13 protein-coding genes and 1 tRNA gene are annotated in these 13,447 nt (G+C 65.6%); 8 read left to right on the top strand and 6 right to left on the bottom strand.

Annotation, left to right across the window (positions count from 1 at the left end):
• Window positions 1–23 precede the first annotated feature (23 nt).
• Entirely contained in the window at window positions 24–1,697 is a 1,674-nt protein-coding gene (locus ACFWF1_RS40625; RefSeq protein WP_379291676.1) for a PucR family transcriptional regulator, read from the top strand.
• A gap of 69 nt (window positions 1,698–1,766) precedes the next feature.
• On the opposite strand, the gene ACFWF1_RS40620 is transcribed toward ACFWF1_RS40625, so the two are convergent.
• Window positions 1,767–2,747 (bottom strand): helix-turn-helix domain-containing protein, encoded by a 981-nt coding sequence (locus tag ACFWF1_RS40620; RefSeq protein ID WP_379291677.1) that lies wholly within the window; start codon window positions 2,745–2,747, stop codon window positions 1,767–1,769.
• A 519-nt stretch (window positions 2,748–3,266) separates the two neighbouring features.
• Between ACFWF1_RS40620 and ACFWF1_RS40615 the strand changes: the two genes are divergently transcribed.
• From ACFWF1_RS40615 to ACFWF1_RS40605, 3 genes are all read left to right on the top strand, one after another.
• Entirely contained in the window at window positions 3,267–3,689 is a 423-nt protein-coding gene (locus tag ACFWF1_RS40615) for an Hsp20/alpha crystallin family protein (RefSeq protein WP_379291679.1), read from the top strand.
• A 323-nt stretch (window positions 3,690–4,012) separates the two neighbouring features.
• Entirely contained in the window at window positions 4,013–4,222 is a 210-nt protein-coding gene (locus ACFWF1_RS40610; RefSeq protein ID WP_379291680.1) for a hypothetical protein, read from the top strand.
• A gap of 326 nt (window positions 4,223–4,548) precedes the next feature.
• Entirely contained in the window at window positions 4,549–4,911 is a 363-nt protein-coding gene (locus ACFWF1_RS40605) for a nuclear transport factor 2 family protein (protein WP_379291682.1), read from the top strand.
• On the opposite strand, the gene ACFWF1_RS40600 is transcribed toward ACFWF1_RS40605, so the two are convergent.
• From ACFWF1_RS40600 to ACFWF1_RS40580, 5 genes are all read right to left on the bottom strand, one after another.
• Entirely contained in the window at window positions 4,895–5,482 is a 588-nt protein-coding gene (locus ACFWF1_RS40600) for a TetR/AcrR family transcriptional regulator (protein WP_379291684.1), read from the bottom strand. The two genes, ACFWF1_RS40605 and ACFWF1_RS40600, sit on opposite strands and share 17 nt — an antisense overlap.
• Before the next feature lie 194 nt (window positions 5,483–5,676).
• Window positions 5,677–5,748: transfer RNA gene (locus tag ACFWF1_RS40595), tRNA-Val, on the bottom strand.
• A 19-nt stretch (window positions 5,749–5,767) separates the two neighbouring features.
• Entirely contained in the window at window positions 5,768–6,232 is a 465-nt protein-coding gene (locus tag ACFWF1_RS40590; RefSeq protein WP_379291685.1) for a peroxiredoxin, read from the bottom strand.
• A gap of 75 nt (window positions 6,233–6,307) precedes the next feature.
• Window positions 6,308–6,730, bottom strand: coding sequence for a DUF3052 domain-containing protein (locus ACFWF1_RS40585; protein ID WP_150408147.1), 423 nt, complete (start codon window positions 6,728–6,730; stop codon window positions 6,308–6,310).
• A gap of 126 nt (window positions 6,731–6,856) precedes the next feature.
• Window positions 6,857–7,414 (bottom strand): hypothetical protein, encoded by a 558-nt coding sequence (locus ACFWF1_RS40580; protein WP_379291687.1) that lies wholly within the window; start codon window positions 7,412–7,414, stop codon window positions 6,857–6,859.
• Window positions 7,415–7,723: 309 nt separating this feature from the next.
• Between ACFWF1_RS40580 and aceE the strand changes: the two genes are divergently transcribed.
• The 4 genes from aceE (at window position 7,724) to acpM (ending at window position 13,437) form a co-directional block, all read left to right on the top strand.
• Window positions 7,724–10,630 carry a pyruvate dehydrogenase (acetyl-transferring), homodimeric type gene (aceE, locus tag ACFWF1_RS40575; RefSeq protein WP_379291689.1) on the top strand — a complete coding sequence of 969 codons (2,907 nt, stop codon included), beginning with the start codon at window positions 7,724–7,726 and terminating at the stop codon, window positions 10,628–10,630.
• Between the two features lie 11 nt (window positions 10,631–10,641).
• Window positions 10,642–11,976, top strand: coding sequence for a PucR family transcriptional regulator (locus ACFWF1_RS40570; RefSeq protein WP_379291690.1), 1,335 nt, complete (start codon window positions 10,642–10,644; stop codon window positions 11,974–11,976).
• A gap of 128 nt (window positions 11,977–12,104) precedes the next feature.
• Window positions 12,105–13,019, top strand: coding sequence for an ACP S-malonyltransferase (locus ACFWF1_RS40565; protein ID WP_379291692.1), 915 nt, complete (start codon window positions 12,105–12,107; stop codon window positions 13,017–13,019).
• A gap of 118 nt (window positions 13,020–13,137) precedes the next feature.
• Window positions 13,138–13,437, top strand: a complete 300-nt coding sequence (acpM, locus tag ACFWF1_RS40560) for a meromycolate extension acyl carrier protein AcpM (RefSeq protein WP_150408150.1) — start codon at window positions 13,138–13,140, stop codon at window positions 13,435–13,437.
• Window positions 13,438–13,447: the final 10 nt, after the last annotated feature.

The raw sequence follows: 13,447 nt of genomic DNA, 5'->3' as shown, positions 1-13,447 counted from the left end.
ACTCGGAGGCCAGACCTCATGCCATGAATCAGCCGCTGCTGAGTTATCCCATCGTCGCTGGATTGGCAGATACCCAGCTGGCGTCGCTGCGTGGGCTGTGCGCGTTGTCCGCAGCGCTGTCGAGCGAGCACCAAGTCGTGGAAATACTGCGGATGGCAGGTGCGGCCGTCTCGTGTCTCGGCTCGTGCCGCACGCTGGCGAGCTACCGTCGAGTGGACGGCGAATTCCAGCGGTACCCGCCCGAGCGACCCGCACAGCCACGCTTGGACGCGCAGGTCAGCGCCCTGGACGGAGCGGGCAGCGTGATCGTGGTCGGCGAGAAATGGGGCTGGGCCTTTGTCCTGGGGAGTTTGTCCGGAGTCGTAGGTTCATTGATTGTCGGCTCCGACCGCGCGCCGCGGCCCGACGAGATATTCCTGCTAGAGGTGCTGGCGCAGATCACCGGTGCGGCGTTGGCCAATGCGGCCACTCACGAACGCGCCGGCCTGCATGCGATCGAACTCACCGAGATCAACGAACATTTGGCCGCCACAGTCCTGCGTCTCGAACGGCAGACACGAGCACTCGAGGTGCTCTCCGGAGCCGCCGCCTACGGACAGGGCGAACAGGGTATCGCCGATGCCATCGCCCAGCTGACCGATTTGCCGGTCGCGGTCGAGGACCCTTTCGGCAATCTGCGCGCCTGGTCGGGACCCGGCCGGCCGGAACTGTATCCCAAAACCGCACCGGAGCAGCGTGATCGACTGTTGCGCCGGCTCGCGACGCACAATGCGCCGCTGCGGGTTCACGATCGGGTGATCATGTTGGTGAAGCCGCGTGCCGAGGTCCTCGGTACGCTCGCCTTGATCGATCCGAACGATCAGGTGGCCGAGCCTCAGCTGTTCGCGCTGGCGTACGGCAGCACCATGCTCGCCCTCGAACTCGCACATCAACGCAATCTCGCCGAGATCGAGCTGCGGTTACGCCGCGATCTCATCGACGATCTGGTCTCCGGCACCGACAACGACAGCGCCTACGCCCGCGCAGCAGCCCTGGGACACGACCTGCGCGGAACGTACTTTGTCGTCTTGGTGCACAGCGCGAGTCACATCGATTCGATCGCCGAGGCGGCGAGCCGCGCCGCGTCGGCTCAGGGTCTGCAATCCATCCAGGGCCGCCACAGCGGAATGATCGTGCTGATCACCGACCGCAGACCGGATCCGGCCGCCTTCCACCACGCCCTCCGCGAGGCCGACGACGCGACGCCGATAACCATCGGCATCAGCAGCCGATGCGAGCAGCCGAGCGACTTCGCGCGATCCTTCACCGACGCGCGCCGGGCCGTTCACATCCGGCAACGGTCGCGTATCCCGGACGGCGCGTCGGCCTTCGACGAACTCGGCTTCTATCGTCTGGTCGACGCGGCGCACACCCAGGGCCAGGTCGAGGACTTCGTGCGCGAATGGCTCGGCACCCTCCTGGATTACGACGACAACCGGAACTCCGACCTCGTGTACACCCTGGCCCAGTATCTCGAATGCGGCGGGAACTACAACGATTCCGCCGCCGTATTACACATCCATCGCAGTACCCTGCGCTATCGCCTCGGTCGCATCCGCGAGCTCACCGGCTTCGATTTGCGCGATATGAATGTCCGATTCAATCTCCAAGCAGCAACGCGCGCTTGGCAATTCCTCGCCGTCGTCCCGGATTCATGACGTCGCGACCTTCGGCCCATGTGCCGTGGCCGATAGCTACCCGCCGGTGATCCCGAACTTTCGACCCTGTTATTTCGGAGTAGGTCGCATCTCGCGGGCCCGGAACTCGCCGGGTGTCATTCCCGTCGCCTGTTTGAAGGCGCGGTAGAAATGCCGCTCCGAGGCGAATCCTGACGCGGCCGCTACCGACGCCAGCGACCGGGAGGGCTGGGTACGGAGCAACTTCCGTGCGTGGTCGAGCCGCATCCGCAGCAGCCGGGTGCCTATTCCGTGCTCGGTGTCCTCGAACAACCGGTACAGGCTGCGCCGCGACATCATGCAAGCGTGCGCGATCTGCTCGGCGGTGAGCTCGGGATTCGTGTAGTTCCGGTGAATGAAGGCCAAGACCGTCTGCTTGGTCAGCGTCTGGGCCGGTGGACCGCTCGGCGTTACCCCCGCGGACAACGACATCATCGATGCCAGTAGACCGGTGCCGTGCTCGGCCAGTGCCGCAGCCCCGCCCGGATCGTCGAGTTGCAGCGGGGCTACCCCGCGAAAGAACTGGCCCACGACGGCCGCCGCGCCCTCGGCGGGGAACCGCACGGCGGTCGGCAGCCGGTCCAGGGACAGTGTCGTGTGCGCCAGTAGCTCGGCCAACGGCACCCTGATCACCAGCATCCGGATCGCCGGATCGAACTGAGCGGTCAACGGGCGGACCGTATCCCAGCAGAACATTCCGCCGTGCGTTATCGCGCACGTATGTCCATTTTGCGTGAGCCAGCCGCCCCCTTCTTCCGAGAACGCCACCACCAGGTGCGGATCATCGGGTCGTTCGAGCAGGCGGCGCGATCGTCGCAGGCGCTGCCCGGTCGTCCGAACATCGGAAACTTCCAGGTTCTGGAATGTATTGACGACTATGCGCCCGCGGAACTCGCCTTCACCGACCGGTGAAACCGCTAGTGGCGCATAGTTCTCGGCCAGAGCGGCTTCCCACTGTTCGAATGCATCCCGGGCTGACACGGCGGCCGTGGACCGGATGTCGTAAACGGTAGGAGTGGCACTGCTACCCATCGACCGATCATTTCACTCGGCGACCGAACGCTGGACCAGAATTGGCGGGGGAACTTCCGTGCCGCGCAGATGCGTAGCGGACCCACGGGGTCTGGCGCGCTCTGTCAGTGGGGTGGCACTGGTGGTCGGTGTTCGGAGGCGGCGTTGGGTGGACAGTTGTCATGGCAGACCGTCGTCTTGGGGGAGACCACCTGTGACGCAAGTTCTTTCGTTGCCGGTGTCTCGTGCCGAGGCGGTGGTCTGTCCTGAGCCTGCTCGAGGAGCGCTCAGGGTACCGGAGGTGGCTTCGTCTCTAACCCCGCCCGGAGACGATCCGATCGGTACCGGAGGCGGATCCGGCAATGGTGTCGGATCCGCCTGTGGAACCACCGGCCGAGGCCGCGCGGCGAACTCGCCATCCAACTTCTTGTTCCAGATGCTTGCACTCATCTGTCGAGAGTGCTAAAACTTATCTATGCCAGATGGCATAGATAATCTGGTTCCAACGATGACGAATGGAGTGTGTTGGAGGTGGCGACCATGCTGATGCGTACCGATCCTTTCCGTGATCTGGACCGTCTCACGCAGCAGGTGTTCGGCACGGCGGCCCGGCCGACGGTCATGCCGATGGATGCCTGGCGCGAGGGCGATGAGTTCCTGGTCGAGTTCGATCTGCCCGGCATCGATCCGAAGTCGCTGGACTTGGATATCGAGCGCAATGTGGTGACCGTGAAAGCAGAACGCCCGGAACTGGATTCGAGGCGGTCGATGATCGCCGCGGAACGTTCCCGTGGCGTGTTCAGCCGCCAGTTGTTCCTAGGCGAAGGCCTGGACACCGATCACATCCGCGCCGACTACACCGATGGTGTACTGACCCTGGCGATTCCGGTCGCGGAGCAGGCCAAACCCCGCAAGATCGAGATCGGACACAGCAACGGCAAGCGCCAGGCAATCAACGCCTGACTCAGCTGGCCCGGATGTCAGAACCAACCCTCTAGTAGAGACGAGGTGATGCCCGTATCCGAATCTGTGGAATGAAATGCGTTGGCGGCGATGCCATCACCCCTGCGCGATCGCGTGTTCGAGAAACCCGCGGTAGCCGGTTTCCATGCACCGCCACACCTGTGGCGCCACCGGGGTAGCACCACCGCCATCGCGGAATCTGTCAATGTCACGTCACTCTTCCTCTCCGTCGGGGTGGGCCTGGATCGGTAACCGGGCCCACCCCGCCCAACCGGCACCGCTACCGCCGACCGCAGCCGGCCAGGACGAATGGAGGTTGACCCATGACCACGATCCCCACCCGCGACGACGCCGACTACGCCGAACAACTCACCACCGCTTACGATCTCGACCACGATGCCGGCTTGGACACGACGGCACTCACGCCGCCGCCCGAAAACATCCGCACCGCAATCGATCCCGCCGACACCATCGACCGAATCGAACAATCCCTGATCACCCCGGCACCTGATGACGACTACCCCTTCGCCTAGTGCCAAGGGCCGCTACAGCCCTAGTCGCTCGACCCGACACCCCTGCCATCTCCTCAGATCGGACACGGTCGGCTGACCTGCCGCACCGGTCGAGGTAGCAATAAGAACCGCAGGTCTTTGACCTGCGGTTCTTTTGGTCGTATTGCTAAAGTGAGCGCTCACTTTATTATTGGCGTGTGTCCGTATCGATACCCATCCCGCCCTGCCCCGTGGGCCGGCGCAAGGCTCTGCGCGCAGGCGCCACGGCTCTGCTCCTTCCCGGTGTCCTCGCGTCCTGCGGGATCGGACCGACTTCTCACCCGAACAGCAACGAGGAAGGATCTCCCATGACCACCGACGATCCCGTCGAGCGCCTCCGTGCGGCCATCAACTCTCACGACCCGCAGCGCATCGCGGATTGCTTCACCCCGGACTACCGCGCTGAGACCCCACACCGGCCGGCGGAGGGCTTCGTGGGGTCCGAACGCGTCGTCGCCAACTGGCAAGGCATCCTGGCCCGCATCCCGGACATCGAGGCCCGGGTGCTGCGCCGGGCCGAGTCCGGAGGCGAGCTGTGGTCGGAGTGGGAGATGACGGGGACCGGGCCCGGTGGTGTACCGGCCGTCCTGGGAGGGCCGGCCATCATGACCATCCGGGACGGGCGGATCGCGGCGACGCGGTTCTACCTCGCCCCTATTCCCGCCGCGTAGCGGGCGGTAACGGGGCACCGTCGGGTGCGGGATCCACAAGGCCGGCCAGCGCGTCGACGAACCGGCGCTCGTCGACCGGCACCCCCGCCGCGACCAGTGCGGCCATCCCGATGACCGCGGCGAGCGCGACCTGCGCGACGGCCCCTTGGTCGTCGTGCGGGACGCCATCCACACCGAACAGGTGCGTGAGCTGCTCCTCCAGCTGGAGGTGGACGGGGACGGCCCGCGCGGCAAGGTCGGGATCGACGGCGGCCTCGCCCCAGACCTGCACCGACAGGCGGGCGTGCTCGCCGCCAGGCCTGACCTGGGCGACGAGCCGGGTGAGCAGATCGCGGGGGTGCTCGACGGGGAACTCACCGTCGATGTCGCCCCCGCGACCCTCGCAGACCGCGATGATCAGTTCCGCCTTGCTCGGGAAGTACCGATACACCGCACCCATCGACAGACCCGCCTCGCGGACCACGTCGTTCATGCTGGTCCGGGCGAAGCCGCGCTCGGCGAACAGGCGGGCGGCGGCATCCAGGATCTGCTGCCGTCGTGCTGCCAGGTGTTCCTTGCTGACCCGTGGCACCCGTTTCCCCTTCAGCTGGATTCCGTCTTACGACGGTAGACGAGCGAAACGCACCGCTGGATCGATGCGAGCCCAGAGCAGTCCGCAGGTAAGCCCTGCTAGAGATTCAACACTTGTGTTGACCGGCTGGGCGAGGGCAGCTACTGCCGCACGGTGTGGAGTCGGACTGCCTCATATAAAGGCGAATTCAGTTGTGGGCGCAGAGGGGATCGAACCCCCGACCGCTGGTGTGTAAAACCAGTGCTCTACCGCTGAGCTATACGCCCTTGATCGTTGCCGACCGGGTTATGAATCTAGCGCGGCGAGCGCTTTCTCCCAAGCCGCCTGGTCACGGGCTTCTCCGGGGCCGTTCATCTCCGAGAATCGGATGAATCCTTCGCGGTCGACGACGAAGGTGCCGCGGTTGGGGTAACCGGATTTCTGGTTGAAGACGTCGTAGGCCTGAGCGACGGCGCCGTGCGGCCAGAAGTCGGACAGCAACGGGAAGACGTAGCCCTGTTCGGCCGCCCAGATCTTGTGGGTCGGCGGCGGGCCGACGGAGATCGCGAGGATCTCCGCGTTGTCGTTCTGGAACTTGGGCAGTTCGTCGCGCACCTTGCACAGTTCACCCTGGCAGATGCCGGTGAAGGCGAGCGGGTAGAAGACGATCAGGACGTTCTTCTTGCCGTGGTAGTCCGACAGGCTGACGTCCTGGTTGTTCTGATCCTTGAGCGTGAAATCCGGCGCGACAGTGCCAACTTCGAGCGGCATCGCAAATCCTCCATCGTGTCGGGTTCCCGCCGGGCGGCGCGATCACCGCCCGGCGACACCATAGCGAAAGGTGGGTCAGCGCTGCTTCGAGGGCGCCTTCGGTTGCACCAGGCGGCTGCCCGCCCAGCTACCCAGGGCGATCGCCGAGGTCTGAGTCAGACCGGCGGTCGGTGCGGATTCTGCGATTTCGCTTGGTTCAACATGTCCCGGATGTCCGGTCTTGGGCGTGAGTACCCAGACGAAGCCTTCGTCGGCGAGTGGACCGATCGCATCCATCAGTGCGTCGACCAGATCACCGTCCCCGTCGCGCCACCACAGCAGCACAACGTCGACTACTTCGTCGGAATCCTCATCGACAAGATCGCTGCCGATGGACTCCTCGACGTCGGCTCGCAAGTCGTCGTCGACGTCCTCGTCCCAGCCCAATTCCTGGACAACCAAGCCGTGTGTAATGCCAAGCTTCTGAGCGTAGTTCTGCGCGTCCGCCGCGGCGACCACGGTGGTGTCCTCCTCAACTCCCGACAATAGGTAGTTGCAAGCGAACATGGTTATGGCCTCCAGCGCAAGCCGATCCGAAGAAAATGGCCCGGAATGTCGCGTGACAATGTTGTGTCATGGACCGTTTCAGCGCTTCGGGCAGGCGTCGCGAACGGCGTTGCGCGCGTCGTTGACCCGCCTGCTTGCGTCGTTGAGCGGCCCGACAGGCGCGGAGTAGGTCATCTTGCGGGTCTCCGCCGAGAGTGCGCGCGCCGCTGTGACGTAGTCGGTAAATTTTCCCGCCAGATCCGGCGGCATCGAGTCCTTCGCGGTGTTGACTCCGGTCTCCACCTTGTTCGCGGCGTCATCCAGGGTTGACGCGGCGAGCTCTCGCTTGGCGGCGTAGTCGGCGGCGTTGGCGTCGTGCGCGTCGACGAACTCGTTGTACTTGGAGACCCCGACACCGGTGGTGGTGGGGAACTGCGCACAGTTGTCGGTGATCGCCTTGTCCTGCGCCGCAGCGCGCTTGGACGAGGTGGCCGCGGCCGACGAGGCCGCCGCCTCGGTCTTGTAGGCCGCTAGATCAGCGGTATTGGGATTCGCCGTGCCCACGACCCCGTTCGCGCAGCCGGCCACCACCAAGCCGACAACGACCGCTCCGGTCGCGCACACCAGTCCGAACCCGCGCGGGTCCAGCGTCTTCATCGTCCTCCCGTATGACGTGCGCCTCGCTCGGCGCTCGAAAACTGCAGTGGCCTGGGCTCATGAGCGAGCGTAGCGAGCGAATCGATGACACAGCGCCCATGGGCATGACGGAGCCGAGCGTCAGCGAGGCGCAGTCTTGCCCAGCGCACGGTACTGGATTTCCGGCTGACATGATGACCTGGGGCACACCATCGGCAAGGATGGAGGGTGCGCCCCGACCTTTCGTAAACGAGTGGTACGCAAACCCGCGCGACATCACTCGGGGATACCGACGCTATCCGCATGTCCACCCCTGTACGAGGAGCAGATTTGACCGACCTGATCCACTCTTCCGCTCCAGCGCAACCCGCTGGATCCGAGTCCGCCGCTCCGGCTGGCCGCGATCCGAACGGTTCGCAAGCCCAGCCGACCGAGCGCGTGCGGGTGATCCGCGAAGGGGTGGCGTCCTACCTACCGGACATCGACCCGGAGGAAACCAGCGAATGGCTCGAGTCGTTCGATGAGATGCTCGACCGTGAGGGCCCCGGGCGAGCGCGTTACCTCATGCTCCGCCTGTTGGAGCGGGCCGGTGAACGCCGGGTCGCCATCCCCGCGTTGACATCTACCGACTACGTCAACACCATCCCCACCGAGAACGAGCCGTGGTTCCCCGGCGACGAAGAGGTGGAACGGCGCTTCCGCGCCTGGATCCGCTGGAACGCCGCGATCATGGTGCATCGCGCGCAGCGGCCGGGAATCGGTGTCGGCGGCCACATTTCGACCTACGCGTCCTCGGCGGCGCTGTACGAGGTCGGCTTCAACCACTTCTTCCGCGGCAAGGATCACTCCGGCGGCGGCGACTCGATCTTCATCCAGGGGCATGCCTCGCCGGGCATCTACGCGCGCGCCTTCCTCGAGGGCAGGCTCGGCACCGACCGGCTCGACGGCTTCCGGCAGGAGTACAGCCACGGCGGCCCCGGCCACGGCGTGCCGTCGTACCCGCACCCGCGGCTGATGTCGGACTTCTGGGAATTCCCCACGGTTTCCATGGGTCTCGGCCCGATGAACGCCATCTACCAGGCCCGGTTCAACCACTACCTGCACGACCGCGGCATCAAGGACACCTCCGATCAGCACGTGTGGGCGTTCCTCGGCGACGGTGAGATGGACGAGCCGGAGTCGCGCGGTCTCGCGCACGTCGCGGCGCTGGAGGGCCTGGACAACCTGACCTTCGTGGTCAACTGCAACCTGCAGCGGCTGGACGGCCCGGTGCGCGGCAACGGCAAGATCATTCAGGAGCTGGAGTCGTTCTTCCGCGGCGCGGGCTGGAATGTCATCAAGGTGATCTGGGGCCGCGAGTGGGACGCGCTGCTCGGCGCGGATCGCGATGGCGCACTGGTGAATCTGATGAACACCACCCCCGACGGCGACTACCAGACCTACAAGGCCAACGACGGCGCCTACGTGCGCGACCACTTCTTCGGCCGTGACCCGCGCACCAAGGCACTCGTGCAGGACCTGTCCGATCAGGACATCTGGAACCTCAAGCGCGGCGGCCACGACTACCGCAAGGTGTACGCCGCGTACGCGGCCGCGATGGCGCACAAGGGTCAGCCGACGGTGATCCTGGCCAAGACCATCAAGGGCTACACCCTCGGCAAGCACTTCGAGGGCCGCAACGCCACGCACCAGATGAAGAAGCTGACGCTGCAGGACCTCAAGGATTTCCGTGACCTGCAACGGATTCCGATCACCGACGCCGAGTTGGAGAAGGATCCGTACCTGCCCCCGTACTACCACCCCGGCATGGAGTCGCGCGAGATCCAGTACATGCTGGATCGCCGCAAGGCGCTCGGCGGCTATCTGCCCGAACGACGCACCACAGCAAAGCCGCTGCAACTGCCGGGCGACGAGGCGTACAAGTCGGTGCGCAAGGGCTCGGGCAAGCAGAACGTGGCCACCACCATGGCGCTGGTGCGGCTGATGAAGGAACTGCTGCGGGACAAGGAGATCGGCAAGCGGATCGTCCCGATCATCCCCGACGAGGCCCGTACCTTCGGCATGGACTCGTGGTTCCCTTCGTTGAAGATCTACAACCGCAACGGCCAGTTGTACACATCGGTCGACGCCGAGTTGATGCTTGCCTACAAAGAGAGCTCGGTCGGGCAGATCCTGCATGAGGGCATCAACGAGGCCGGATCGACCGCGTCGTTCACCGCGGTCGGCACCTCGTACTCGACGCACGGCGAGCCGATGATCCCGCTGTACATCTTCTACTCGATGTTCGGCTTCCAGCGCACCGGCGACGGCCTGTGGGCTGCGGCGGACCAATTGGCGCGCGGCTTCGTGCTCGGAGCAACCGCCGGGCGAACCACATTGACCGGTGAGGGCCTGCAGCACAACGACGGACACTCACTGCTGCTCGCGTCCACCAATCCCGCTGTGGTGACCTACGATCCGGCGTTCTCCTTCGAGATCGCGCACATCGTGCGGGACGGCCTGCGCCGGATGTACGGCGGCGGCACCCCGGATCCGGGCCCGTACGCGGTGCCGGGCACCGACACCCGCAAGGCGGACGGCGGTTTCGGCGGCGAGGACATTTTCTACTACATCACCCTCTACAACGAGCCGTACCAGCAACCGGCCGAGCCGGAGAATGTCGACATCGCCGGTCTGCTCAAGGGCATCTATCTCTACAAGCCCGGCGGCGAGGGCAATGTGCGGGCCCAGATCCTGGTCTCCGGCGTCACCGTGCCGGACGGCCTGCGCGCGCAGGCGCTGCTGGCCGAGGACTGGGGCGTGCAGGCCGATGTCTGGTCGGTGACCTCGTGGGGTGAACTCCGCAAGGAAGCACTGCACCGCGAGATCGCCGCACTGCGTTACCCCGACGAGGACCACGGCACTCCGTATGTCACCGAGGCGCTGTCGCGGGCCGAGGGCCCGTTCGTCGCCGCGACGGACTGGATGCGCGCGGTACCCGATCAGGTGCGCAAGTGGGTGCCCGGCGACTTCATCACACTCGGCACCGACGGCTTCGGCTTCTCCGACACCAGGGCCGCCGCCCGCCGCGTGTTCAACGTCGACGCGCAATCGATCGTGGTAGCCGCCCTTTCCGGGCTCGCGAAGGCCGGAAAGATCGACAACGCCAAGGTGATCGAGGCCGCCTCGAAGTACCGCATCGACGACGTCGACGCCGCGCCGAAGAACGCGTCGAGTTCCGATGGGGACGGCGAGTAGCGGACGATTGAATGGTGGACCGTAAACCGCCGCGGCCGCGACGGATCTCCGAGGGCTCTTCCGAGCACGAGGTGTATCTGCCGACGGGCGCGCTCTCCCCGAACCGGCAAACCCGCGACCCACTACCGGACACGCTGCTCAAGCGCGTGAAGCAGTTCTCGGGCCGTCTCTCTACCGAGGCGGTCGGGTCGATGCAGGATCGGTTGCCGTTCTTCGCCGATCTGGACGCCGCGCAGCGCGCCGGCGTCCAGATGCTGGTGCAGACCGCGGTGGTGAACTTCCTGGAATGGCTGCAGGACCCGGACAGCGACATCCGGTTCAGCCTCGACGCGTTCCAGGTGATCCCGCAGGATCTGGCGCGGCGGCTGACGCTGCGCCAGACCGTGGACATGGTCCGGGTGGCCATGGAGTTCTTCGAACAGTGGCTGCCCGCGCTCGCGCGCAACGACCGGCAGCTGGTCGCGCTCACCGAGGCGGTGTTGCGGTACGGGCGTGAGCTCGGGTTCGCGGCCGCCTCGGTGTACGCCAGCGCCGCCGAATCGCGTGGCGCGTGGGACACCCGGCTGGAGGCGCTCGTCGTCGACGCCGTGGTGCGCGGTGACACCGGCCCGGACATGCTGTCGCGGGCCGCCACGTTGAACTGGGATGCCACCGCACCGGCGACCGTGCTGGTCGGCACCCCGCCCGGCGAGCAGGGCGTGTCCTCGGTGGGTTCGGTGCACGCGATCGCGGCCAGGCACGGCCGGGCCGCGCTGGCGGTAGTACAGGGCACCCGGCTGGTGATGGTGGTCAGCGGTCACCTCGGCGACTCCTCTTATATATCGCCGTTTCTGGCGGACCTGCTGGCCGAGGTCTTTTCCGACGGTCCCGTCGTGATCGGCCCGACCACCCGGACGCTGGGCGCCGCGCACGCCAGCGCGGTTGAAGCGCTGGCCGGGATGGAGGCGGTGGTGGGCTGGCGCGGCGCGCCACGCCCGGTGCATGCGACCGAATTGCTGCCGGAACGCGCTTTGCTCGGCGATCGAGCTGCGATCGACGCGTTGAACGAGTATCTTGTCCTTCCGTTGGCCTCGGCGGGATCGTCACTGGCGGACACGCTCGAGGCCTATCTGGATTGCGGTGGCGCTGTCGAGACGTGCGCGCGTCAGTTGTACGTCCATCCAAATACCGTTCGCTACCGCCTCAAACGGATCGCCGAAATCACGGGACGTGATCCGATGAATCCGCGGGACGCGTATGTGCTCAGAATCGCCGCAACCGTGGGTCGTTTGACACGAACCCGTAACGAAACGTCAACACCTACCCCAGAGGCCACTCATTTCACAGTGGGCGAAGAGGGCCTGTAACGGAATTCGTGGGACGTTCGATCCGGGTCGACCCACGTGGCCTTTTGTGGGACTCCCACAAAACCCAAGGGCAAGCTTCATTCGCGTCGACATCTCCGGCGAGGCACCTCACAGTGTTCTCTTAGGGAGTGATCGCGTTGTTCGCCCCTGGACAGGGGTCCCAGACTCCCGGCATGCTCGCGCCTTGGCTCGATCTCCCTGGCGCGCGTGACCGGCTTATCCTCTGGTCCATGGCCTCCGGCCTGGACCTGGTTCGCCTCGGCACCACCGCGACGGCGGAGGAGATTACCGATACGGCAGTAACCCAGCCACTCGTCGTGGCCGCCGCGTTGCTCGCCTATGCGGAAATCCCCACGGATTCGCTTCCGGCCGCTACCATCGTCGCCGGGCACTCGGTCGGTGAACTCGCCGCCGCCGCTGTCGCCGGGGTCATCTCCCCGGATGACGCGGTGCGCTTGGCCGCCATCCGTGGTTCGGAGATGGCCAAGGCGTGTGCGTTGGAACCGACCGGCATGTCCGCGGTGCTCGGTGGCGATGAGGCCACCGTGCTCGCTCGGCTCGCCGAACTCGAACTCGTTCCGGCCAACCGCAACGCGGCGGGCCAGATCGTGGCCGCGGGTCGGTTGGACGCGCTGGCGGAACTCGCCGCGAACCCGCCGGAGAAGGCACGGATTCGCGCGCTGCCCGTCGCGGGTGCTTTCCACACCGCGTTCATGGCACCGGCACAGGACGCTGTGACCGATGCCATATCGCAGATCGTGCCGAACAACCCGACCCGGATCCTGCTGTCGAACTTCGACGGCAAGCCGGTCACCTCGGGACGCGACGCGATCAACAAGCTTGCTGCCCAGGTCACCCGGCCCGTCCGGTGGGACCTGTGCACCGAAACCGTAAGGCAGGCAGAGGTTTCCATGGTGGCAGAGTTGCCACCGGCGGGCACCCTGGTCGGCATTGCGAAACGGGAGCTGAAGGGCACGCGCACATTGGCCCTGAAGACCCCGGAAGACCTCCCCGCGTTGGCCGGGGTAAGCATCTCCGGCTAGCTTTCCCGCACAGCCATGCATCGATATGCACGGCTGTGACCGAGCGGACGTAACCTTCGGCCGTCTCGATCCGAAAAACCAGTACACGCCCTACACAGAACAAGAAGGGAGCCACGAAGTGGCCGCTCTGACCCAGGAACAAATCGTCGAGGAACTCGGCAAGATCATCGAAGAGGTGACGGGTATCGAACCCTCCGAGGTGACGATCGAGAAGTCCTTCGTCGATGACCTGGACATCGACTCGCTGTCCATGGTCGAGATCGCGGTGCAGACCGAGGACAAGTACGGCGTGAAGATCCCGGATGAGGATCTGGCGAGCCTGAAGACCGTCGGCGACGCTGTCGGCTACATCCAGAAGCTCGAGGCGGAGAACAGCGAAGCCGCCGCGGAGCTCAAGGCCAAGTTCGACGCCGAGTAGGGCTGACACT

It is taken from the genome of Nocardia sp. NPDC060255 (assembly GCF_042727395.1).
Lineage (GTDB): Bacteria > Actinomycetota > Actinomycetes > Mycobacteriales > Mycobacteriaceae > Nocardia.
This window is presented reverse-complemented; position numbering and strand designations above follow the sequence as displayed.